Here is a 23,267-nt window from a genome sequence, read left to right on the forward strand (position 1 = left end):
TCCCTCTTAACCTTTGATTCCGCTGCTGGTCACGCCCTGTACGAAGTAGCGTTGTGCCAGGAAGAACACGATGATGGATGGCAGAATGGAGATACTCGCCATTGCCAGAATTTCGTTCCACGGAGCGCCTTCCGTGACGTCGATGGACATTTTCAGCGCCAGTGCGATCGGATATTTATCCACGCTGTAGACGTAAATCAGCGGGCCGATAAAGTCGTTCATTGACCACATAAACTGGAACAGCGCCACCGAGATAATCGCCGGTTTCAGGATCGGCACCACCACGTACCACAGCACCTGAATAGAGTTACAGCCGTCGATCTGCGCCGCCTCTTCCATATCGCGCGGTACGCCGCGCAGGAACTGGATCAGCATGAAGACGAAGAATCCCTGGGTGGCGAAAGCCAGCGGCAGATACAGCGGCAGATAGCTGTTCAGCATGCCCATTTCACGGAACATCAGGTACTGCGGGATAAGCAGGACGGTGCTCGGCAGCAGCATGGTGGTGATGAGCGTGGCGAACCAGAATTTCTTCCACGGGATTTCGAAGCGGGCAAAGCCGTAGGCCACGATAGTGGAGGAGATAATGGTCAGCAGGACTTTCGGGATCACATACTTAAAGGTGTTCAGCATGTAGTGCCCGAAGTTGTACTCGGTGCCGGTTTTCCAGCCGTTAATAAAGCCGTCCCAGGTCGCGTGGGCCGGCCACAGGCTCAGGGTGGTGAAAATCTCATGGTTCGGTTTGAACGACGCCGAGAACATCCACACCAGCGGGTAAAGCATCAGCAGGCCGACGAACAGCAGGATGACATAACGGATTGTCCGGCTGACTTTTTCGCGGCGCAGGGTGCGGGCAACTTCGCGCTCCGCAATTTCCATTGCCGGGGTGATTTGTTGAATATCAGCCATTTTTGCCTCCTTTATCGGCGGAGTAGAACACCCAATATTTCGATGACTTAAAGGCGATGGCGGCAAAGACCGCAACCACCAGGAACAGCACCCACGCCAGCGCCGCGCCGTACCCCATATCGAAGTACTTAAAGGCGGTGTCGTAGATATAGAGCGAGAACAGATAGGTGGAGTAGGTTGGGCCGCCGCCGGTGATGACGTACGGACCGGTAAACTCCTGGAACGCCTGGGTGGTCTGCATAATAAAGTTGAAGAAGATGACCGGCGTAATCAGCGGCACGGTGACCTTCATAAACATCTGCCACTTCGAGGCGCCGTCGATCATCGCCGCTTCATACTGTGACTGCGGGACGTTTTGCAACGCGGCGAGGAAGATGACCATCGCCGAACCAAACTGCCAGACGCGCAGCAGAGTGACGGACATCAGCGCCAGCGACGGCTCGCCGAGCCAGTTCACCGGGTCGAATCCCAGCACGCCGATAAAGCTGTTCAGCAGGCCGTCGATAGCAAACAGCGCGCGCCACAGGACGGCAATCGCGACCGAGCTACCGAGAATCGACGGAATGTAATAAGCGGTGCGGAAAAAGCCGATACCGCGCAGCTTAAAGTTGAGGACAAATGCAATACCCAGTGCGAAAGCCAGTTTTAACGGAATCGTTAAAAAGACGTAGGCAAAGGTCACGCCCATGGATTTCCAGAAGAGGCCATCTTCGGTCAACATGTAGCGATAGTTTTCAATGCCGTTAAACACCGGCGGGCTCATCAAATCGTACTCAGTGAAACTGAGAAAGAAAGATGAAACAAAGGGAAAAGCGGTAAAGACTATCAGCCCGATGATATAGGGCGATATCCATGCCAATCCCAACATCTTGTTTTCATTCATACATACCTACCTGGCTTACGAGTTTGTAAAACGGATTCGGTGTCGTGGTTTTCTGCGCCCGGTCGCGGCCAGAAAGTGAATCGGTATCGGGTGTATCAGCTGGCGTTGGCTTCCTTTTTTAACTTTGTGTTTGTTATGGGCTTTTGCTCGCAGCGTCCCTGCTGAGCCTGAATGTTTCGGTTTTTACTTGTCCGGTGATTCAGTTTTATAAAACGCCGTTTTAATTTTATTTTATTGCGATTTATTACAGAGTCATTCGATTCATAGCGGAAGTGTGATCGAAGTCGAAACGATGTTTCAAAAAATGAGATGGTGAGCGTTCTGCAGAGCTGACAGGTGTCTGGAGATAGTGCCGAAGAAGGGATCTTGTGCAGGGATGAGCAAGATAAGTGGCAGGCTAATCATTTTGCTGTTACATATTTTTTAACAAATTATTCTGGCGGAAAGGAAGGGTGGGGAAAGGGGGCATCACGAATATGCCCCTGGGAAGCGTGGTTTACAGGAAATCCTCACGAACGGGAGTAAAGGTATCCAGCAGGGTGCCAGGCTTCAGACAGATGCAGCCGTGCATAATATGCGGTTTTTTGTAGAGCGTATCTCCGGCGCGCACCACGCGTTTCTCTTCTCCGATGGTGAACTCAAATTCGCCGGATAGCACATAGGTCAACTGTTCGTGAGGGTGATTATGCATTGGACCGATGGCTCCGGCGTCGAAATTGACCTCTACGGCCATCATGTTGCCACCGTGCGCAAGAATACGACGGGTCACGCCATTGCCCAGATCTTCAAGGGTGGTCTCGTTATGAAAAATAAACATCCGGCAGTCCTGTAGTTAAGTGAAACAATGTTTCATTTAATTTATCGCAGAATCGTCGGGAAAGAAACGATCGACAAGAGAAGTGGAAAGTTGATCACAAGTTTGTTTCACTGGAGCAAAGCATAACCAGGAGCGGATGATGAAAACGATTGGCCTGTTGGGCGGCATGAGCTGGGAATCCACCATTCCCTATTACCGTTTGATCAACGAAGGTATCAAAGCACATTTAGGCGGCCTGCATTCGGCGAGTCTGCTGCTGCACAGCGTCGATTTCCATGAGATCGAAGCCTGCCAGTCCGCAGGAGACTGGGATCGCGCCGGCGAGATGCTGGCGCAGGCGGCAGTTGGCCTGCAGCAGGCGGGGGCGGAAGGGATTGTTCTGTGTACCAACACGATGCATAAAGTGGCGCAGGCCATCGAAACGCGCTGTGAGGTGCCGTTCCTGCATATCGCCGATGCCACCGGGCGGGCGATTACCGCCAAAGGCCAAAAGCGGGTTGCCCTGCTTGGAACGCGCTATACCATGGAGCAGGATTTTTATCGTGGGCGCCTGCAGGCGCAGTTTGCTATTGAGACGCTGATTCCGGAAGCTGACGATCGCGAACGCATTAACCGGATTATTTTTGATGAGCTGTGCCTGGGCGCGTTTAATGACGACTCCCGCGATTATTACCTGCAGGTGATTGACGCGCTGGCGGAGCAGGGCGCAGAAGGGGTCATTTTCGGCTGTACCGAGATTGGCCTGCTGGTGCCGGTGGAGAGCAGTCCGCTGCCGGTGTTCGATACCGCCGCGATTCACGCCGCGGACGCGGTGACGTTTATGCTCTCTTAAGCATCGCGTCCAGCGGACCCTGAATCCGCGGCAGGCTCCCCTGCAGGTGCTGAATAAATGTCTCGACCAGCGCCGAGCCCGGGCGGTGCAGCGGGCGGATCAGGCTGACGGTGAACGGTACGTCGACGCTAAAGCGGCGCACCGCCACGCCGCTTTCGCCATAGTCGAGGGCGGTCAGCGGGTTGACGACTGAGATCCCGACGCCTGCCCGCACCATCGCACAAACAGAGGCCGCGCTGTGGGTCTCCACCACCATCCGGCGCTTCACCTGATGCTCGGCAAACAGGGCATCAAGCAGCTGACGATAGCTGTCGGTGCGCGACAGGCTGATATAGTTTTCACCGTGGAAATCGGCCGGAGTCAGCTCCTGCTTGCTGGCAAGCGGGTGGCTCTGCGGCAGCACGCAGACCTCGTTGAGCGTTAACAGCGGCGTGCGTTCGGTCCCGGCGGGCGTGTGCAGGGTTTCCGTCAGGCCGAGATCGTGACGTTGGGCGGAGAGCCACTCCTCCAGCAGGGGGGACTCTTGCGGCACAATCTGCAGGCTGACCTCGGGATAGCGCGCCAGAAAGGGCTGCAGCAGCAGCGGCAAAAACGACTGAGAAAACACCGGCAGGCAGGCGACAGACAGTTCGCCCTGACGGAACTCTCGCAGGCTCTCGGCGGCGCTGACGATACGGTCCAGTCCGTACCAGGAGCGCTGAACCTCTTCAAACAGCCGCAACCCCTGCACCGTCGGCTGCAAACGCCCGCGGGTGCGTTCAAACAGCTTCAGCCCGATCACCTTTTCAAAGCGCGCCAGCTCGCGACTGACGGTCGGCTGAGAGGTATTCAGCAGACGCGCCGCCTCGGTGAGGTTGCCGGTGGTCATCACCGCATGGAAGATTTCAATATGGCGTAAATTGACGGCAGGCATGGCGGCTCTCGGCGGATGGACGGTATCCATATCATTTTTGCATAGAGTTACGATAAAACGATATTTTTTATTCTCTTCAGGCTATGGCGTAATCATAAAAAAACGCGCACAACACAATAACGCCGGAGTTCACTATGCCACGCTCGCTTTACGCTACCGATACCGACCTGACTGCCGAGAACCTGCTCCGTCTGCCTGCCGAGTTTGGCTGCCCGGTGTGGGTCTATGACGCGCAGATTATCCGCCGCCAGATAGCCCAGCTCAGCCAGTTCGACGTGGTGCGTTTTGCCCAGAAGGCCTGCTCCAATATCCATATTTTGCGTCTGATGCGTGAGCAGGGCGTTAAGGTGGACTCCGTCTCCCTCGGGGAGATTGAACGTGCGCTGGCGGCGGGGTATGACCCGCAGCAGCACCCGGAAGATATCGTTTTTACCGCCGACCTGATTGACGAGGCGACGCTGGAGCGCGTCAAGGCCCTGCAGATTCCGGTTAATGCCGGTTCAGTCGATATGCTGAGCCAGCTGGGGGAAGTCTCTCCAGGCCATCGCGTCTGGCTGCGCGTCAACCCGGGATTTGGTCACGGCCACAGCCAAAAAACCAACACCGGCGGCGAAAACAGCAAACACGGGATCTGGTACAGCCATCTGCCGGCGGCGCTGGAAGTGATGCGTCGCTATCAGCTCCAGCTGGTGGGGATCCACATGCATATTGGCTCCGGGGTTGATTATGGCCACCTGGAACAGGTTTGCGGCGCGATGGTGCGTCAGGTGGTTGAGTTTGGGCAGGATCTGCAGGCGATCTCCGCCGGCGGCGGACTGTCGATCCCTTATCACGAAGGTGAAGAGGCGATCGATACCGATCACTACTACGGCTTGTGGAACGCCGCGCGCGAGCAGATCGCCCGACATCTCGGCCATCCGGTGAAACTGGAAATCGAACCGGGTCGCTTCCTGGTGGCCGAATCCGGGGTGCTGGTCTCTCAGGTACGTAGCGTCAAAGAGATGGGAAGCCGCCACTTTGTCCTGATTGATGCCGGTTTTAACGATCTGATGCGTCCGTCAATGTACGGCAGCTATCACCATATTACCGCTCTGGCGGCGGATGGCCGCAACCTGAGCGCCGCACCGCTTATCGACACCGTCGTGGCCGGGCCGCTGTGCGAATCGGGCGACGTCTTTACTCAGCAGGAAGGGGGCAAGGTGGAGACGCGTTTGCTGCCTGAAGTCGCGCCGGGAGATTATCTGGTGCTGCATGATACGGGGGCTTATGGCGCGTCAATGTCCTCAAACTACAATAGCCGTCCGCTGCTGCCGGAAGTGCTGTTCGACAACGGCAGCGCACGGCTGATCCGTCGTCGGCAGACGATTCAGGAGCTGCTGGCCTTAGAGCTGTTCTAAAAATATGGCCCCGTCGTTACCGACTCACGCAATACCAGCGTACCGGTGAACGGCGGGATCGTTTCGATCGGCTGGTCGTTGGCGAGCTTGATCGCCTGATCGATCGCGGTGGTGATCATATTATCGATCGGCAGATAGACCGTCGACAGGCCGGGTTCCAGCCATTTTGCGCTCGGGGCATCGTCGAAGCCGAACAGCGAAACGTCCTGCGGGATCCGCAGCCCCGCCTGATGCAGCGCTTTTGAGGCGCCCAGCGCCATATCATCGTTACATGAAAACAGCGCGCTGAACGTTGTTTTCTCATCAAGCAGCTCGCGGCACAGCTCATAGCCGCGGGTCATCGTCGAATCACCGTATTTAACTTTCGCCGGATCCCACGCGATACCATGCTTTTTCAGGGCCTTGCGGTATCCCTGCAGACGGGCTTTGCCCGTGGGGGTATGCATCGGCACGGTCATGCAGGCGATATCCCGGTGCCCTTGCGTAATCAGATAATTGACCGCCTGAAAGGCCGCATCTTCCTGCTCGAAGAACACGCAGCGTTCCCGCGCCAGGCTGACGTCGCGGTTAATCACCACCAGCGGCATATCGATGGATTCGATCAGCGACATGATCTTCTTTTCGCTCATGTGGCGGGTATAGAGAATGATTGCGTCGCACTGGCGGTCGGCGAGCATCTGCACCGCTTCTTCTTCGCGTTCCGGAGCATCGTGGCCGTCGGTGACGATTAGCTGTTTTCCCCAGGCTTCCGTCTGGCGTGAAGCCTGTTGTAGCAGGCGGCCAAAATAGAAACCATCGAAGGTAGAAACCACCAGTCCGATACTGTTGCTGGTGCGGTTCGCCAACGAACGGGCGAGAAAGTTTGGCCGGTATCCCAGCTCTTCCATCGCTTTGAATACCTGTTGGCGGGTGCTCTCTTTTACCTGACCTGTGCCGTTCAACACGCGGGAAACCGTCGCTTTAGAGACGCCTGCGCGAATTGAGACATCCAGCATTGTAGCCATTCATCGATTCCTGATTTCACGTGATAAGCCGCAGTTTATCACAGACATTCAGAGGGATATGCGCTCAACCGGGCGCAAAGAACTATCGCGATCACGCTTTTTGCAGGAAGTGTCCGCAAAATGGCGCTTCCACGCGTTGAGGTCCTCGCCATCGGTCGCTGCGGGTGCGGTATACTGGCAGCCAGAGGATTTTTCAGCAGGGGATCGGTTATGCATATTCAGCCCTTATACGCCGCGCCGCAGCACGCCGAACAGGTGGCGATGTGGCTCTGGCAGGCCTTTGGCGGCGAAACGCTGCCGCTGCCTTTTTTTGCGACTCTCGTTGCCCACAGCCAGACGCCGGAGGCGCTGCCGCTCACCTTTATCGCCGTCGAAGGGGAGACGCTTGTAGGGACGGTGGGGCTGTGGCGCTGCGACTTAATCAGCCGTCAGGATCTGTTCCCGTGGATGGCGGCGCTGTACGTCGCCCCGGATGCGCGCGGACGGGGCATCGCGGGACAGCTGCAACAGCATGTGATCGACTATGCCCGCCGGCTTGGGCACCCGCAGCTGTATCTCTACTCCGCCTGCCGCGATTTTTATGAGCGTTTTGGCTGGCAGTATATTGGTGAAGGGCTGGATTACCCGGCCACCGCCGTCAGCCTGTATCGCTACGACTTATCGCTTTCCGATGGCGCCATTACCGAGTGACGGCGAACCAGCGTCGGGCTGAATAAATGGGTGATTTCAGGCGCCGGGCGCTGATCCGCCAGCGCCAGCGCCAGTTCGGCGGCCTGGGTTGCCATGGTGACGATGGGATAACGCACCGTCGTCAGGCGCGGGCGAACGTAGCGAGAGATCAGCACATCATCGAAGCCAATCAGCGAAATCTCGCGCGGGACGTCGATACCATTATCATTCAGCACCCCCATCGCACCGGCGGCCATCGAGTCGTTATAGCAGGCGACAGCGGTAAAATTCCTGCCGCGTCCCAGGAGTTCGGTGATGGCCTGTTCGCCGCCGCTTTCATCAGGTTCGGCAAAGGTCACCAGCCGATCGTTACAGGGCAGACCGCTCTCCGTTAACGCTGCGTAATAGCCTTGCAGGCGATCTTCAGCATCAGAAATCGCGTGGTTGGAACAGAGGTAGCCGATACGGGTATGCCCCTGTTGGATCAGATGACGGGTCGCCAGCCAGGCGCCGTAGCGGTCGTCCAGGGCGACACAACGCTGTTCAAAACCCGCCAGAATACGGTTGATCAGCACCATGCCGGGGATCTGTTTCATCAACCCGGCGAGCTCGTCGTCAGGGATCATTTTCGCGTGCACCACCAGCGCAGCGCAGCGATGGCGGATAAGCTGCTCAATTGCCTGGCGCTCTTTTTTAATGCTGTGATACCCGTTGCCGATCAGCAAAAAGTTACCGGTGTTGTAGGCCACCTGCTCGACGGCTTTGACCATAGCGCCGAAGAAAGGATCGGACACGTCGCCCACCACCAGACCGACGGTTTCCGTCGACTGCTGCGCCAGCGCGCGCGCATTTGCATTGGGATGATAATTGAGCGTTTCCATCGCCGCAGTCACCGACTGGCGCGAGGTTTCACTGGCTTTGGGGGAGTTGTTGATCACGCGGGATACGGTAGCGACGGACACTCCAGCGAGTCGGGCTACATCCTTAATTGTCGCCATACCAGACCTTTTATAGGGTAAGCGTTTACATACCGGTTATGTTACGGGAAAGTGCGGCAGATTCAAGGCTGGAGGCGCCTGGCTTCGCGCAAATGTGATGCAGATTTGCCTTCATGGTGAAAAAGTTACACCGCGACAAGCGCAGGGACGCAGACGAATGAAACGGCGGCGGGAACATTCACACCTTTGCTTACACTTTGCGATTAGCTGTTGCGAATGTTCGCTGGTTTATCCGTTCATTGCATTGATATTCTGGCTATCCCAGAGGTATTGATAGGTGGAGCTAACGTTACGTTGGCCACTCTAATTACACCAGCCTGCGCAGATGCGCAGGTTTTTTTTTGCCCGCAGGCGGAAGATGTCGCGTTCCGCTCCCGTGAAACGCTCTCGCCCCCCGCAGCAGATCCCCCTCTTCCTGTCCACCGCTCGCCGCTGTTACAGATAGCGAAAATGGCAATAACTGGTTGCACTTAGGTTTATTCCCTTGCGTTTTATCGCTGGTGCGGCAGGGGCAAAAAACCTGACAATCAGGGTCCCAGAGGTATTGATAGGTGAGTTTTTAAGTACGCGTTTCGTACTGATTATCTTGCACCGGCCTGCGCAGATGCGCAGGTTTTTTTTCTGCCAAACATTCTTCCTCGCACTGCTTTCAACCGCCTTCTCGTGTAACCTGCAATGACTTAATAACCGGTCACATGGAGTTGTTATGCTGTTGGCATTTTTCAGGCTGTTGTTCAAAGGGTTGTATCGGGTCAGAGTGACCGGCGACACGCAGTCCTTGCAACAACAAAAGGTGTTGATCACCCCGAATCACGTCTCTTTCCTCGATGGGATCTTGCTCGCCTTATTCCTGCCCGTCCGACCGGTCTTTGCGGTGTACAGTTCTATCAGCCAGCGCTGGTTTATGCGCGTGCTGACGCCGCTGATCGATTTTGTCCCGCTCGACCCGACGAAACCGATGTCGATAAAACACCTGGTGCGGTTGATTGAACAGGGGCGTCCGGTGGTTATTTTCCCGGAAGGGCGTATCTCGGTCAGCGGTTCGCTGATGAAAATCTATGACGGGGCGGCGTTTGTGGCTGCAAAGTCGCAGGCCACCATTATCCCACTGCGTATCGAAGGCGCGGAGCTGACCCCGTTTAGTCGTCTCAAGGGGCTGGTCAAACGTCGTCTGTTCCCTCGGATCCAGCTGCATTTGCTGCCGCCAACTCGCATTGAAATGCCTCAGGCTCCCCGCGCCCGCGATCGCCGCAAAATTGCCGGGGAAATGCTGCACCAGATCATGATGGAAGCGCGCATGGCGGTGCGTCCACGGGAAACGCTGTATGAATCGCTGCTGGCGGCGCAGGATCGGTTCGGCGCACGAAAACCCTGTGTGGAAGACATTAACTTTCAACCCGATACCTATCGCAAACTGCTGACCAAAACCCTCTTTGTGGCGCGCATCCTCGAAAAATACAGCGCTCAGGGTGAAAAAATCGGCCTGATGTTACCCAACGCCGGCATCAGCGCGGCGGTCATTTTTGGCGCTATTGCCCGCGGGCGTATTCCGGCGATGATGAACTACACCGCCGGGGTTAAAGGGCTGAGTAGCGCGATTAGCGCCGCGGAAATCAAGACGATTTTTACCTCCCGTACCTTCCTTGATAAAGGCAAACTCTGGCATCTGCCGGAGCAGCTTACTCAGGTGCGTTGGGTCTTTCTTGAAGACCTGAAAGGCGACGTTACGACCGGCGATAAGCTGTGGATCTTCGGCCATCTGCTGGCGCCGAAACTGGCGCAGGTCAAACAGCGGCCGGAAGATGCGGCGATTATCCTCTTCACCTCCGGTTCCGAAGGCAACCCGAAAGGGGTCGTGCATAGTCATAAAAGTCTTCTGGCCAACGTCGAGCAGATTAAAACCATTGCCGACTTTACAGCCAACGACCGTTTTATGTCGGCGCTGCCGCTGTTCCACTCCTTTGGGCTGACGGTCGGCCTGCTGACCCCGCTGTTTACCGGTGCAGAAGTGTTCCTCTATCCCAGCCCGCTGCATTACCGCGTGGTGCCGGAACTGGTTTACGACCGCAACTGTACGGTGCTGTTTGGGACCTCGACCTTCCTCGCGAACTACGCGCGCTTTGCCAATCCGTACGATTTCTATCGGCTTCGCTACGTGGTCGCCGGGGCGGAAAAGCTTCAGGAGAGCACAAAGCAACTGTGGCAGGATAAGTTTGGCCTGCGCATTCTCGAAGGCTATGGCGTCACCGAATGTGCGCCGGTGGTATCGATTAACGTTCCGATGGCGGCGAAGGTGGGCACCGTCGGGCGTATTCTGCCGGGGATGGATGCGCGCCTGCTGGCGATGCCGGGTATTGAAGAGGGCGGCCGCCTGCAGTTAAAAGGGCCGAACATCATGAACGGCTATCTGCGGGTGGAGAACCCGGGCGTGCTGGAAGCGCCGACGGCGGAAAATCAGCATGGCGAAATGGAAAGCGGCTGGTACGACACCGGGGATATCGTCACCTTTGACGAGCAGGGCTACGTGCGCATTCAGGGACGTGCTAAGCGCTTCGCGAAAATCGCCGGTGAAATGGTGTCACTGGAAATGGTTGAGCAGGTTGCTCTGGGCGTCTCACCTGACAAGATGCATGCCACGGCGATTAAACAAGATGCTGGTAAAGGCGAGGCGCTGGTGCTGTTTACCACCGATAATGAACTGAACCGTGAAAAACTGCTGCGCTACGCCCGTGAACATGGTGTACCGGAGCTGGCGGTACCGCGCGACATTCGCTGGCTGAAGCAGCTGCCGGTTCTCGGCAGCGGCAAGCCGGACTTTGTCACCCTTAAAAGTATGGTTGAGCAGACGGAAGATTCTGATGAGTGAGTCAGTACACACTAACACCTCGCTGTACTCAAAAGGAATGATGGCGGTCATCTGCGCCCAGTTCCTCTCGGCATTTGGCGATAACGCCCTGCTGTTTGCCACGCTGGCGCTGATGAAGCAGCAGTTCTATCCGGACTGGAGCCAGCCGGTGATGCAGATGTTGTTTGTAGGTGCTTACATACTATTTGCGCCGTTTGTCGGCCAGTTTGCCGACAGCTTTGCCAAAGGGCGAGTGATGATGGTCGCCAACGGCATGAAGCTGGTTGGCGCAGGCTGCATCTGTTTTGGTCTGAACCCGTTTATCGGCTATACCCTGGTGGGGATGGGGGCGGCGGCCTATTCGCCGGCCAAATACGGCATTCTTGGCGAGCTGACCACCGGAGATAAGTTAGTGAAAGCTAACGGCTTGATGGAGTCGTCGACCATTGCGGCGATTTTGCTGGGATCGATGGCCGGCGGCATTCTGGCCGACTGGCATGTGCTGGCCGCGCTGGCCATCTGCGCGCTGGTGTACGGCGGGGCGGTGATCGCCAACCTGTGGATCCCGAAGCTGCCGGCGGCGCGTCCCGGTCAGTCATGGCGTTTTACGCCGATGACCCACAGCTTTTTTAGCGCTTGTAAGACACTCTGGCGGAATGGCGAAACACGTTTCTCCCTGATGGGAACCAGCCTGTTCTGGGGCGCCGGCGTGACGCTGCGTTTCCTGCTGGTGCTGTGGGTTCCGGCGGCGCTTGGCATCACCAGTAACGCCATGCCGACCTATCTCAATGCGATGGTCGCCGTCGGGATCGTGTTGGGCGCCGGCGCGGCGGCCAGGCTGGTCACCCTACAAACCGTCTCTCGCTGTATGCCTGCCGGGATTTTAATCGGCGTCGCGGTGATCCTCTTCGCCGTACAGCACGCTCTGTTACCGGCATTTGCTCTGCTGCTGCTGCTCGGTATCTTTGGCGGCTTCTTTATTGTGCCGCTCAATGCGCTGCTGCAGGAGCGCGGGAAGCATACCGTTGGCGCAGGTAATGCGATTGCAGTGCAGAATCTCGGCGAAAACGTGGCCATGCTGCTGATGCTGGGGCTCTATTCGCTGGCGGTGAGAATCGGTATTCCGGTAGTTGGCGTCGGGATTGGCTTTGGCGCGGTGTTTGCACTGGCGATCGCCGCGCTGTGGCTGTGGGGCCGACGTCAGTCGTAGCTCGCGTCGGCCGTTTACGGCGTCACCTGCGGATCCCCGGCTCGCATCAGGCCAGCCGGGCGATGGCTTAGTCTCTGTGGTAACCCGGATAAGGCGTCAGCCGCTATCCGGGCGAGTTCGACGCTTACGGTGCCGGGTAGGTATAGACCTGATGCACCGCTTCAATTTCCGCTAATACCGCTTCACTCAGCTCAAGATGCAGGCTCTCCACGTTGGTTTTAAGCTGCTCCAGCGTGGTGGCGCCCAGCAGGGTGCTGGCGACGAACGGCTGACGACGGACAAAGGCCAGCGCCATCTGCGCCGGGTCGAGGTTATGACGTCTGGCGATATCGACATAGGCCGCTACCGCTTTCTGCGACTGCTCGCTGCTATAGCGCGTGAAGCGGCTAAAGAGCGTATTACGCGCGCCGGCCGGTTTTGCGCCGTTAAGGTACTTGCCGGTCAGGGTGCCAAATGCCAGACAGGAGTAGGCCAGCAGCTCAACGCCTTCATACTGGCTGACTTCCGCCAGACCCACTTCGTAGCTGCGGTTCAGCAGGCTGTAGGGATTCTGGATGGTGACGATGCGCGGCAGGTCGTGTTTATCCGCCAGGTGAAGATAACGCATAACGCCAAAGGCCGTTTCGTTGGAGACGCCGATATAGCGGATTTTACCGGCCCGCTGGAATTCGGTGAGCGCTTCAAGCGTATCCAGCAGGGTGACAACCGGCGTGGAGTCGGTCCAGCTATAGCCTAGTTTGCCAAAGCAGTTGGTCGGGCGCTGCGGCCAGTGAACCTGGTAGAGATCGAGATAATCGGTTTGCAGGCGCTTCAGGCTGTCGTGCAGCGCGTCACGGATGTTTTTACGATCCAGCGCATGGTTCGGACGAATGCTGCTGTCGTTGTTACGCGCAGGGCCGCTGACTTTAGAGGCGATAATCAGCTTTTCGCGATTGCCGCGTTTCGCCAGCCAGTTGCCGACGTAGGTTTCCGTCAGCCCCTGGGTCTCCGGGCGCGGCGGTACGGGATACATTTCAGCGACATCAATCAGGTTAATGCCCTGGCTGACAGCGTAGTCGAGCTGTTCGTGCGCGTCGGCCTCGCTATTCTGCTCACCAAAAGTCATAGTGCCCAGCCCGAGCGTGCTGATTTCAAGAGAACTGTGTGGGATACGGTGATACTGCATAGCCGGCTTCCTTTTTTATTAACAAGGTCAGGAGTTCCCCCGACAAAGGAGTATCAAAATGGCAGAGGGGGAGAAAAAGAGGAAGTAAAAAATCAAAAAAGCCGGGGTTTCATAATCCGAAGACGCGATGCCGCGGAGGTTTCAGAGGATCCCGACTCTTTAATAAGAGGGTTCGCTGTCGGAGAAGGCGGCCTCGCCAGGCAAGTGCTGGCAGGCGGCTGGCCGACGAAAAGTCTTAACGTTTAATAATCTGCGAGACATCGTCGCGGTTGATCTGCATTTTATTGCCCTGCTGATCTTCGTAACTGATGAGGCCGGTATCATCATCAACGGCTGGCTTACCATCGGTCAGGATCATGCGTCCGTCTTTTGTCGCCATCACGTAATCGCTGCTGCAACCGGAAACCGAGAACGCCAGTCCTACGGCGGAAATCAATACTGCCCATTTTTTCATCGTCATTACCTCTTGAATGGTCGCACCTCACACCAGTGTATTAATAGCCTGATTTGTGAGACATAAAAAGCAGTAAAGTCTTAAAAAAGTTTGCAGCCCAGGTTTGGGCTGCATTTTTGTGGGTTACAGCGGATTTTTTTTATTACGCAGCAGGTTAAGACTTTCGACGGCAATCGAAAAGAACATCGCGAAGTAGATGTAGCCTTTCGGAATATGTATCTCAAAGCTTTCCAGCATCAGGGTAAAGCCGACCAGAATCAGAAACGACAGGGCCAGCATTTTTACCGATGGATGACGGTCAACAAAGTCGCCAATCGGTCGGGCGGCGAACATCATTACGCCGACGGCAATGACCACCGCAGCCATCATGATGAACAGATGATCCGACAGCCCAACGGCGGTAATGACCGAGTCGAGGCTGAAAATGATATCCAGCACCATGATCTGTACGATGGCGCCCATAAATGAATGGACGTTGGTTTTCAGCCCTTCCTCTTCGCCCTCGATCGACTCGTGGATCTCTTTACTCGCCTTCCAGATCAGGAACAGACCGCCGAGCAGTAAGATCAAATCGCGAAACGAGATCGCATGGTCGAAAACGGTAAACAACGGATTGGTCAGCTTCACGACCCAGGCGATAGAGGCCAGCAGCCCCAGACGCATCAGCATCGCGCCCATCAACCCGATACGTCTTGCGTGAGCACGCTGGGCGGTGGGCAGTTTGGCAACAACCAGAGAGAGAAAAATAATATTATCGATCCCCAGCACGATCTCCAGCAGCGTCAGCGTACCGAGCGCCAGCCAGGCGTTGGGATCGGTTATCCATGCAAATAACATTGTTCAAAGTCCTGCAAAAAAGAAAGTCGCAATTATATGCAACCTGGCAGGCAGAACAAAAAATTAATCGTGGCTGAGGAGAAAATGACGGGCCAGCAGGGCGGCGGTGAAATTCTTCTTCAGGTAGAAGCCGCGCGGCAGCGTGAGAATCGGCTCACCGCGGGCGCCAATCGCCTCGGTTAACGCTTTGCTGTTGGCGGCTTTCGGGCGCAGCTGCAGCACCTCGCCATGACGGGCGGTGATGCGTTCCACCTGGCCGAGCACGATCAGATCCATCAGCTCCTCCCAGTCCATTCGCAGCTGGCGATCCTCTTCTTCATTGGGGCTCCACAGCAGCGGGGCGCCGACGCGGCGTTCCGCCAGCGGAATGGCGCGATCCCCTTCCACCGGCACCCACAGGACGCGTTTGAGCTTATGGCGCACGTGACTGCTCTCCCAGGTCACGCCGCTGTTACCCGTGAGTGGGGCGACGCAAACAAAGGTGGTTTCCAGCGGACGGCCCTGGCTATCGACAGGAATGGTCTTCAGCTCGACGCCCAGCGCGGCGAAATCCTGCTCGGGTTTACTTCCGGCGCTGGCGCCCAGCCAAATCTCCAGCAGAATACCGATCCATCCTTTATCGCGTTTTAAATCGCGAGGAATGGGAATCCCCGCCAGCGCCGCCAGCTCGCCCAGCGAGTAGCCTGCCAGCCCCTGCGCCTGGGCCAGGAGCTGCTGCTGGGTTTGCGGTGGGGACGTTAACGGCGCGATGGCGGGCATACGGTAAAACCTCTGGTTAAAAAATGAACGGTAATTCAGTGCGTTGTGGATAGAGTTTACCTTTTCCTGGGTAACTATGACAATTTGATGATTCGTATGGGTTTTTTTTCATTTTTTTGTCGTTGTGAAAAGAGTGATACCGGGTTTTCCAGAACTGGTCACTGGCAATGAACAGGATCTTACACCATGTTATCCACAGAAAAATGGGATAACTGGGGAAAAGCGGCAGTACTGTTTCCATTTACAGCCTTGACGTGCGACGAAAATCGAATTTTTAGACAAAATGTGCCCAGTGGACTCGGATAATCTGTGGATAAAATCGACATTGTTCGATCTTTCATCAGTTCCAGGATCGCATATGTGATGATCATCACGTTTAACTGTAATTATTGAAAGATATATGTGCTAACGTCATGAATATAATGCCATTATCAAATTATGTTATTCGTAAGCACTTCAGACTACTCTGGGTTTTCCCGGGGTAATTCCATACTTCTTCACAACTCTATCCACAGAAAAAGTGAATAAAATGGGGTCTCGATCGCTTTCGTTGTTTATAACTCTGCTGATTACTGTGAGTTATTCAAATGTTATTCGATCGCACAGTGACAACAGAGTGGTTTACCGTTTACAGCGAGTGTGAAACAATCATTCACATTGAAGATTATTTTGAGGTAGTCCGGTGATTGATGACGATGGCTACCGCCCAAATGTCGGTATTGTAATCTGTAATCGCCAGGGCCAGGTTATGTGGGCCAGGCGCTATGGTCAGCACTCGTGGCAGTTCCCGCAAGGGGGCATTAATCCAGGGGAATCAGCCGAGCAGGCAATGTATCGGGAATTGTTCGAAGAGGTTGGGTTAAGTCGTAAAGATGTGCGAATCCTGGCCTCAACCCGTAACTGGCTGCGTTACAAGTTGCCTAAACGTTTGGTGCGTTGGGACACAAAGCCGGTTTGTATCGGCCAGAAACAGAAGTGGTTTCTCCTGCAGTTGATCGGCAGCGATGCGGAAATCAATATGCAAACCAGTAGTACACCTGAGTTTGATGGTTGGCGCTGGGTAAGTTACTGGTACCCGGTTCGTCAGGTGGTGTCGTTTAAGCGCGACGTGTACCGCCGGGTGATGAAAGAGTTTGCCAGCGTGACCATGTCGCTGGCGGAAAGTGCACCTAAACCGCAAAGCGCGCCTGCTTATCGACGTAAAAGAGGTTAAGCCACGCATATTATGCTCACTCGGTTACGAGAAATCGTCGAGAAGGTCGCGAGTGCGCCGCGTTTAAACGAGGCGCTGGATATCCTGGTCACCGATATCTGCAAAGCGATGGAAACGGAAGTTTGTTCGGTTTACCTGGCCGATCACGACCGACGATGTTATTACCTTATGGCCACTCGCGGGCTGAAAAAACCTCGCGGGCGTACCGTCGCGCTCGCGTTTGACGAAGGCCTCGTTGGCCTGGTCGGGCGCCTTGCGGAGCCTATCAACCTTGCCGATGCGCAAAAACACCCCAGCTTTAAATATATTCCTGCCGTCAAAGAGGATCGCTTCCGCGCCTTTCTTGGCGTCCCGATTATCCAGCGGCGTCAGCTGCTTGGTGTGCTGGTGGTGCAGCAGCGTGAGCTGCGTCAGTTTGATGAAAGCGAAGAGTCGTTTCTCGTCACCCTGGCGACGCAAATGGCCGCTATTCTTTCCCAGTCTCAGCTGACCGCGCTGTTTGGCCAGTATCGACAGACGCGTATTCGCGCGCTGCCCGCCTCCTCCGGGGTGGCCATTGCCGAAGGCTGGATGGACATCAGTCTGCCGCTCATGGAGCAGGTGTATGAGGCATCAACGCTTGATACCGCTTCCGAACGCGAACGATTGACCGGTGCGCTGGAAGAGGCGGCGAACGAGTTTCGACGCTACAGCAAGCGCTATGCCGCCGGGGCGCAAAAAGAGACCTCGGCGATCTTCGATCTCTATTCACACCTCTTGTCCGACGCGCGTCTGCGTCGCGAGCTGTTTGCCGAAGTCGACAAAGGCGCGGTGGCAGAATGGGCGGTGAAAAAGATCATCGAGAAGTTCGCCGAACAGTTTGCCGCGTTAAGCGACGGGTACCTGAAAGAACGGGCCGGCGATTTGCGTACGCTGGGTCAGCGTCTGCTTTTCCATCTCGATGATACGATTCAGGGGCCTAACACCTGGCCGGCGCGTATTGTGCTGGTGGCCGACGAGCTGTCAGCGACGACGCTGGCAGAAGTTCCGCAGGACAGGCTGGCGGGCGTTGTCGTCCGCGATGGCGCAGCGAACTCCCATGCCGCCATTATGGTGCGGGCGCTGGGGATCCCGACGGTTATGGGGGCCGATATTCAGCCTTCGCTGCTCCACGGCCACATGCTGGTGGTGGATGGCTACCGCGGCGAACTGCTGGTCGACCCGGAACCGGCGCTGCTGCAAGAATATCAGCGTCTGGTCAGCGAAGAGAACGAACTCAGCCGGCTGGCGGAAGACGATCTGGAACACACTTCCGAGCTGAAAAGCGGCGAGCGGGTGAAGGTCATGCTGAACGCTGGCCTGAGCCTGGAACATGAAGAAAAACTCGGCAACTTTATCGACGGCATCGGCCTGTACCGCACGGAAATCCCGTTTATGCTGCAAAGCGGTTTCCCGTCGGAAGAGGAGCAGGTCGCCCAGTATCAGGGCATGCTGCAGATGTTTAATGAAAAGCCCGTGACCCTGCGTACGCTGGATATCGGCGCCGATAAACAGCTGCCGTATATGCCGATCAGCGAAGAGAACCCGTGCCTCGGCTGGCGCGGTATCCGCATTACTCTCGATCAGCCGGAAATATTTCTCATCCAGGTGCGCGCCATGCTGCGTGCCAATGCCGCCACCGGCAATCTGAGTATTTTACTGCCGATGGTGACCAGTCTTGATGAGGTCGATGAGGCGCGTCGCCTGATCGATCGCGCCAGCCGTGAAGTCGAAGAGATGATTGGCTACGCTATTCCTCGCCCGCGTCTTGGCGTGATGCTGGAAGTGCCTTCGATGGTCTTTATGCTGCCGAATCTCGCCAGTCGCGTCGATTTTATCTCGGTAGGGACCAATGACCTGACTCAGTATATCCTCGCCGTCGATCGCAACAACACCCGGGTTGCCAGCATGTATGACAGCCTGCATCCCGCGGTGCTGCGGGCGCTGGCGATGATTGCGCATGATGCCGAACGTTTCGGTATTGATCTGCGGCTGTGCGGTGAAATGGCGGGCGATCCGATGTGCGTGACGATCCTGATTGGTCTTGGCTATCGCCATCTGTCCATGAACGGTCGTTCGGTGGCGAGGGTCAAATACCTGCTGCGACGGATCGATATTGCCGAAGCTCAGGAACTGTCGCGTCGCAGCCTTGAAGCGCAGATGGCCACCGAGGTTCGTCATCAGGTGGCGGCCTTCATGGAGCGACGCGGTCTGGGCGGCTTGATCCGCGGCGGCCGCTAGTGCATCTGCCCGGGTAAGGCTTTGAGGCCGTACCCCGGGCGTCGCGATTAACCTGCCGCGCGACGGCCGTTAGCATCCGTATACATATCTTTTACAACAACGGCACGGCCAGCGAATTAACCTTATGCTATTATTCGCCCCCTTGGAGCACCCGTATAGGTCGGGCGTGTATGATCACCGCTGTCCACTTTCGGCGGAATAACAAGTCTTTATGGTGACAGATGAATAGTGGCTACCTGCATTTTCCGGATTTTGATCCGGTCATATTTTCCGTTGGGCCGGTCTCCCTCCACTGGTACGGGATGATGTATCTGGTCGGGTTTGTTTTTGCGATGTGGCTAGCCACCCGTCGGGCCAACCGTCCGGGCAGCGGCTGGACCAAAAACGAAGTCGAAAACCTGCTGTATGCCGGGTTCCTTGGCGTTTTCCTCGGTGGCCGCATCGGCTACGTCCTGTTCTATAATCTGCCGGTTTTCCTGCAGGACCCGCTGTATCTGTTCCGCGTCTGGGACGGCGGCATGTCGTTCCACGGCGGCCTGATTGGCGTCATCCTCGTGATGATCATTTTTGCCAGACGCACCAAACGCACTTTCTTCCAGGTCTCCGATTTTATCGCCCCGCTGATCCCCTTTGGCCTCGGGGCGGGGCGTCTGGGCAACTTTATCAACGGTGAACTGTGGGGACGCGTCGATCCGAGCTTCCATTATTCGATGATTTTCCCCGGCTCGCGCGCGGAAGATCTGGCGCTGCTGCCGTCTCATCCGGAATGGCAATCGCTGTTTGATACCTACGGCGCACTGCCGCGTCACGCTTCGCAGCTATACGAACTGGCGCTGGAAGGGGTCGTCCTGTTCCTGGTTCTGAACCTGTTTATCCGCAAACCGCGCCCGACCGGGTCGGTATCCGGTCTGTTCCTGATTGGCTACGGCCTGTTCCGTATTATCGTGGAATTCTTCCGCCAGCCAGACCAGCAGTTCACCGGCGAATGGGTACAGTACATCAGCATGGGGCAGATTCTTTCGATCCCAATGGTGCTTGCGGGTATCATTATGATGGTCTGGGCGTACCGTCGTCGTCCGCAGCAACAAACTTCTTGAGGAACCATGAAACAGTATCTTGATTTGATGCAGAAAGTGCTCGCCGAGGGCACGCAAAAAAATGACCGCACCGGTACCGGCACTCTCTCCATCTTCGGCCATCAGATGCGTTTTAACCTGCAGGAAGGCTTCCCGCTGGTGACGACCAAGCGCTGTCATTTACGCTCCATCATCCATGAACTGCTGTGGTTCCTCCAGGGTGACACCAACATCGCGTATCTGCATGAAAACAATGTCACTATCTGGGACGAGTGGGCAGATGAAAATGGCGATCTGGGGCCGGTTTACGGCAAACAGTGGCGTTCCTGGCCTGCGCCGGACGGCCGCCATATCGACCAGATCAGCACCGTGATGGAACAGCTGAAAAACGACCCGGATTCACGTCGCATCATCGTTTCGGCGTGGAACGTGGGCGAGCTGGATAAAATGGCGCTGGCGCCGTGTCACGCGTTTTTCCAGTTCTACGTCGCAGATGGCAAACTCTCCTGCCAGCTGTATCAGCGTTCCTGCGATGTGTTCCTCGGCCTGCCGTTTAACATCGCCAGCTATGCGCTGCTGGTGCACATGGTCGCTCAGCAGTGCGATCTGGAAGTCGGTGATTTTGTCTGGACCGGTGGGGATACTCACCTCTACAGCAACCACCTTGAACAGACGAATCTGCAGCTGAGCCGTGAACCGCGTCCATTGCCGAAGCTGGTCATCAAACGCAAACCGGCGTCGATTTTCGACTACCGTTTTGAAGATTTCGACATCGAAGGGTATGACCCGCATCCGGGCATTAAAGCGCCGGTGGCGATTTAATTCGCCCGGTACAGGATGTCGTAGAGAGATAAAAACCGGTGCCTGAGGCGCTAATGCTGGTCACTTAAAGGTGACCAGCATTTTTTTTGCTTTATCGCAGGCAGGGCGATGCCGGTAAACGGTGGTTGGCGCGATGACCCCTTGCGTGCAAACCAGCGTAAAAACGACATCCCCGGCTTAACAACAATCTCCAGGACAGGCTCGCCTGCAGAAGTGTTGAAAACCTGACAGCGCCGGATAAAAATCGGCAATCTCTTTGAGATGACGGATTCTTACACCTTTGCCGGATCGGTCACCCGCCCCTCAAACGATCGGCATTCGTACCTGAGGCGCCGGTTTTTTTTGCCTGCGCAAACACGCTCCCTGATTTTCTGCAATCGTCTGCAAACCTGATGTCTGGCTTCGACACGCCTCGTGAAAGGCTATTTTGCCCGTCGTCTCCGCGCCGTTTTTTCCCCATACTCGCGGGATGAACAGACAACGTGGCTACACCCTGATTGAAACCCTGATAACGCTGACGCTGGTACTTATCCTCAGCGCAGGGGGGCTGTATGGCTGGCAGAGCTGGCAGCAGCAACAGCGCTTATGGCAAACCGCCAGCCAGGTACGCGACTATCTGGTGCTGCTACGCGACGACGCCAACTGGCATAACCGCAACCGGCTGGTGAGCGTGGGGCAAAGCGGCGGCGGCTGGTGTCTGAGCGCCGAGGATGCGCTGGCTGAGTGTGCGACAGCAACGCCGTTTACGCTGCGGCCGCGCTGGCCGGAAGTGGCGCTCAGCCACATCACGCCGGGGTTAGGTTTTTACGGGTTGCGTAACAGCGCCTGGGCCGGGCATATCCGGCTGCAAAGCGCGGAGGGGAGCTGGAATATTATCGTATCTGGCTGGGGGCGAATTCGCCTGTGCCGCAACGAGGAGAACGCATCGTGCCTCTGATTCCCCGGGGTTTTTCGCTGGCCGAGACGCTTATCTCAATGGCCATCGGCGCGATTTTACTGATGGGCGCAGCGCGTTTTCTGCCGGCCCTGCAACGGCAGGCGCTGCGGCAGACGCAGCAGCAGTCGCTGGATAACGAACTCTGGCAGCGCGTATATACGGTAGCAAAACATCTCCAGCGGGCGGGCTATTGCGCCGGGCAGTGCGAAGGACAACCGTTGCTGATTGCCAGCGGGGGGCGCTGTGCGCTCGTCCGTTGGGATAGTAATAGCAACGGCGCGTGGGATGCCATGCCGGAAGCGACATCTGATGCGACAGGATTTCGTTTGAACAACGGGGCGCTGGAAACGCGGCGCGGTGCGACCAGCTGCAGCGACGGGGGATGGGAAAAAATGACGAATCCCGGCGCACTCAACGTGACCCATTTTCAGGTTACCCGCCAGGATATCGCCGGATTTGCTCCGGAGCTCAGCGTCACGCTGGCGGCGCACGCGGTTGCGGATCGCCATATTTCGGCCCAGGCGGAATATCGCGTGACCGGGTATAACTTATGAACCGCCAACGGGGAGCCTCCTCCTTGCTGATGGTGCTTTTGCTGCTGGCGCTTGGCAGTATGTTATTGCAAGGGCTGAACCAGCAGCAGCGCTCTCTGCTGGCGCAAACCGCGGGTGAAACTCAGGCGATCCGCGAAACGGCTGGAGCGCACTCCGCGCTACAGTGGGGAAAAACTCTGGCGTGGACGGTACACGATGCCAACGCCTGCCGTGATTCTGCTGCCGAGGGCTGGCGCGTCTGCCTGCGCATTTTTGACGATGCCTCCGTCCTGTTAATCGCCAGCGGCGGTCGCATTTTGCTGTGGCAATCTGGTCGTATTGAAGAGGGCGTGGTGCGCTTTTCTCCCCACGGCTGGAGCGACTTTTGTCCACTAACGGAGGCGAATCTGTGTCGGATGCCGTGAACCATGAAAAAGGTTTTAGCCTGCCGGAAACGCTGCTGGCGATGACGTTACTGGTTATGGTGGTGACCGCCCTTGGCGGCTACCAGCGTGGGCTGGCCAATGGTTTTATCCAGTTAAATCAATATCGCCAGCTGTGGCGCGACGCGTGGCGCTATGGCCAGATGAACCCTCCGGAGGTTCCACCCGGCGGGTCCGTTACCCGCTTGCAGACATCGGCGGCCAGATGTGTCAGCATCACGGTAACGATCACCATGCCCGTTGATAAACGGGTGCAGATGACCCGGCTGCATTGCCCGGTCAGTCAGTAGTC

General features: G+C 56.5%; 23 protein-coding genes and 1 pseudogene. 13 read left to right on the forward strand and 11 right to left on the reverse strand.

The genetic code is table 11. The features are described 5' to 3' along the window. Positions 1-6: 6 nt before the first annotated feature. From DSD31_RS04755 to DSD31_RS04765, 3 genes are all read right to left on the reverse strand, one after another. Complete coding sequence (locus DSD31_RS04755; RefSeq protein ID WP_004867156.1) at positions 7-909, reverse strand: carbohydrate ABC transporter permease; 903 nt, start codon at positions 907-909, stop codon at positions 7-9. Continuing rightward, the gene (locus tag DSD31_RS04760; RefSeq protein ID WP_004115132.1) at positions 902-1,792 is read right to left on the reverse strand and encodes a carbohydrate ABC transporter permease; all 891 of its coding nucleotides are present in this window, start codon (positions 1,790-1,792) and stop codon (positions 902-904) included. The genes DSD31_RS04755 and DSD31_RS04760 overlap by 8 nt, the downstream gene beginning before the upstream one ends. A gap of 496 nt (positions 1,793-2,288) precedes the next feature. Beyond that, the gene (locus tag DSD31_RS04765) at positions 2,289-2,609 is read right to left on the reverse strand and encodes a cupin domain-containing protein (RefSeq protein WP_004867153.1); all 321 of its coding nucleotides are present in this window, start codon (positions 2,607-2,609) and stop codon (positions 2,289-2,291) included. 139 nt (positions 2,610-2,748) lie between these two features. Here DSD31_RS04765 and DSD31_RS04770 point away from each other — a divergent pair, with 139 nt between their 5' ends. Then, complete coding sequence (locus tag DSD31_RS04770) at positions 2,749-3,441, forward strand: aspartate/glutamate racemase (protein ID WP_004867150.1); 693 nt, start codon at positions 2,749-2,751, stop codon at positions 3,439-3,441. Here the strand turns inward: DSD31_RS04770 and DSD31_RS04775 are convergent. Then, the gene (locus DSD31_RS04775) at positions 3,428-4,354 is read right to left on the reverse strand and encodes a LysR family transcriptional regulator (RefSeq protein ID WP_004867147.1); all 927 of its coding nucleotides are present in this window, start codon (positions 4,352-4,354) and stop codon (positions 3,428-3,430) included. The genes DSD31_RS04770 and DSD31_RS04775 overlap by 14 nt on opposite strands. 134 nt (positions 4,355-4,488) lie before the next feature. On the opposite strand from DSD31_RS04775, the gene lysA reads away from it, so the two are divergent. Then, positions 4,489-5,751 (forward strand): diaminopimelate decarboxylase, encoded by a 1,263-nt coding sequence (lysA, locus tag DSD31_RS04780; protein WP_004867144.1) that lies wholly within the window; start codon positions 4,489-4,491, stop codon positions 5,749-5,751. Here the strand turns inward: lysA and DSD31_RS04785 are convergent. Next, positions 5,748-6,746 (reverse strand): LacI family DNA-binding transcriptional regulator, encoded by a 999-nt coding sequence (locus DSD31_RS04785; RefSeq protein ID WP_160873358.1) that lies wholly within the window; start codon positions 6,744-6,746, stop codon positions 5,748-5,750. The two genes, lysA and DSD31_RS04785, sit on opposite strands and share 4 nt — an antisense overlap. 219 nt (positions 6,747-6,965) lie before the next feature. Here DSD31_RS04785 and DSD31_RS04790 point away from each other — a divergent pair, with 219 nt between their 5' ends. Then, entirely contained in the window at positions 6,966-7,445 is a 480-nt protein-coding gene (locus DSD31_RS04790; protein WP_004867136.1) for a GNAT family N-acetyltransferase, read from the forward strand. Here DSD31_RS04790 and galR read toward each other — a convergent pair. Then, positions 7,406-8,422: an HTH-type transcriptional regulator GalR gene (galR, locus tag DSD31_RS04795; protein WP_004867133.1), complete on the reverse strand. Its 1,017-nt coding sequence runs from the start codon at positions 8,420-8,422 to the stop codon at positions 7,406-7,408. The two genes, DSD31_RS04790 and galR, sit on opposite strands and share 40 nt — an antisense overlap. A 706-nt stretch (positions 8,423-9,128) precedes the next feature. Here galR and aas point away from each other — a divergent pair. Further along, complete coding sequence (gene aas / locus DSD31_RS04805) at positions 9,129-11,288, forward strand: bifunctional acyl-ACP--phospholipid O-acyltransferase/long-chain-fatty-acid--ACP ligase (RefSeq protein ID WP_015585837.1); 2,160 nt, start codon at positions 9,129-9,131, stop codon at positions 11,286-11,288. Further along, the gene (gene lplT, locus DSD31_RS04810; protein WP_015585838.1) at positions 11,281-12,477 is read left to right on the forward strand and encodes a lysophospholipid transporter LplT; all 1,197 of its coding nucleotides are present in this window, start codon (positions 11,281-11,283) and stop codon (positions 12,475-12,477) included. Before aas ends, lplT begins: the two co-directional genes overlap by 8 nt. Positions 12,478-12,601: 124 nt before the next feature. Here lplT and DSD31_RS04815 read toward each other — a convergent pair whose 3' ends face one another. The 5 genes and pseudogenes from DSD31_RS04815 to DSD31_RS26380 all read right to left on the reverse strand — a co-directional run. Continuing rightward, on the reverse strand, positions 12,602-13,642 hold the full coding sequence (locus DSD31_RS04815; RefSeq protein WP_004867120.1) for an NADP(H)-dependent aldo-keto reductase: 1,041 nt from the start codon (positions 13,640-13,642) through the stop codon (positions 12,602-12,604). A 235-nt stretch (positions 13,643-13,877) separates the two neighbouring features. Continuing rightward, a complete protein-coding gene (locus DSD31_RS04820; protein WP_004867116.1) occupies positions 13,878-14,096 on the reverse strand; it encodes a YgdI/YgdR family lipoprotein in 219 nt (72 codons plus the stop codon). A gap of 123 nt (positions 14,097-14,219) precedes the next feature. After that, positions 14,220-14,933, reverse strand: a complete 714-nt coding sequence (locus DSD31_RS04825; RefSeq protein WP_004867113.1) for a TerC family protein — start codon at positions 14,931-14,933, stop codon at positions 14,220-14,222. A gap of 63 nt (positions 14,934-14,996) precedes the next feature. Then, positions 14,997-15,692, reverse strand: a complete 696-nt coding sequence (gene mutH, locus DSD31_RS04830) for a DNA mismatch repair endonuclease MutH (protein WP_004867110.1) — start codon at positions 15,690-15,692, stop codon at positions 14,997-14,999. An 88-nt stretch (positions 15,693-15,780) separates the two neighbouring features. Then, positions 15,781-15,921, reverse strand: a pseudogene (locus DSD31_RS26380) (hypothetical protein); the annotation flags it as partial. 453 nt (positions 15,922-16,374) lie between these two features. Between DSD31_RS26380 and rppH the strand changes: the two are divergent. The 8 genes from rppH to DSD31_RS04875 all read left to right on the forward strand — a co-directional run bounded on the left by rppH (position 16,375) and on the right by DSD31_RS04875 (position 23,265). Next, complete coding sequence (gene rppH / locus DSD31_RS04840; RefSeq protein ID WP_004867097.1) at positions 16,375-16,905, forward strand: RNA pyrophosphohydrolase; 531 nt, start codon at positions 16,375-16,377, stop codon at positions 16,903-16,905. Between the two features lie 12 nt (positions 16,906-16,917). Further along, positions 16,918-19,164: a phosphoenolpyruvate--protein phosphotransferase gene (gene ptsP / locus DSD31_RS04845; protein ID WP_004867094.1), complete on the forward strand. Its 2,247-nt coding sequence runs from the start codon at positions 16,918-16,920 to the stop codon at positions 19,162-19,164. Positions 19,165-19,385: 221 nt separating this feature from the next. Beyond that, positions 19,386-20,261, forward strand: coding sequence for a prolipoprotein diacylglyceryl transferase (gene lgt / locus DSD31_RS04850; protein ID WP_113990860.1), 876 nt, complete (start codon positions 19,386-19,388; stop codon positions 20,259-20,261). Positions 20,262-20,267: 6 nt separating this feature from the next. Continuing rightward, on the forward strand, positions 20,268-21,062 hold the full coding sequence (thyA, locus tag DSD31_RS04855) for a thymidylate synthase (RefSeq protein WP_004867088.1): 795 nt from the start codon (positions 20,268-20,270) through the stop codon (positions 21,060-21,062). A gap of 469 nt (positions 21,063-21,531) precedes the next feature. After that, on the forward strand, positions 21,532-21,999 hold the full coding sequence (locus DSD31_RS04860; protein WP_015585839.1) for a prepilin peptidase-dependent protein: 468 nt from the start codon (positions 21,532-21,534) through the stop codon (positions 21,997-21,999). Further along, a complete protein-coding gene (locus DSD31_RS04865) occupies positions 21,996-22,553 on the forward strand; it encodes a prepilin peptidase-dependent protein (protein WP_155075178.1) in 558 nt (185 codons plus the stop codon). Before DSD31_RS04860 ends, DSD31_RS04865 begins: the two co-directional genes overlap by 4 nt. Continuing rightward, positions 22,550-22,957 (forward strand): DUF2509 family protein, encoded by a 408-nt coding sequence (locus DSD31_RS04870; RefSeq protein WP_015585841.1) that lies wholly within the window; start codon positions 22,550-22,552, stop codon positions 22,955-22,957. The genes DSD31_RS04865 and DSD31_RS04870 overlap by 4 nt, the downstream gene beginning before the upstream one ends. Positions 22,958-22,998: 41 nt before the next feature. Continuing rightward, the gene (locus DSD31_RS04875) at positions 22,999-23,265 is read left to right on the forward strand and encodes a prepilin-type N-terminal cleavage/methylation domain-containing protein (protein ID WP_369974011.1); all 267 of its coding nucleotides are present in this window, start codon (positions 22,999-23,001) and stop codon (positions 23,263-23,265) included. The last annotated feature ends 2 nt before the right edge of the window (positions 23,266-23,267 follow it).

The organism is Klebsiella sp. X13, assembly GCF_003323835.1.
In the GTDB taxonomy this organism is placed as follows: domain Bacteria; phylum Pseudomonadota; class Gammaproteobacteria; order Enterobacterales; family Enterobacteriaceae; genus Klebsiella; species Klebsiella ornithinolytica.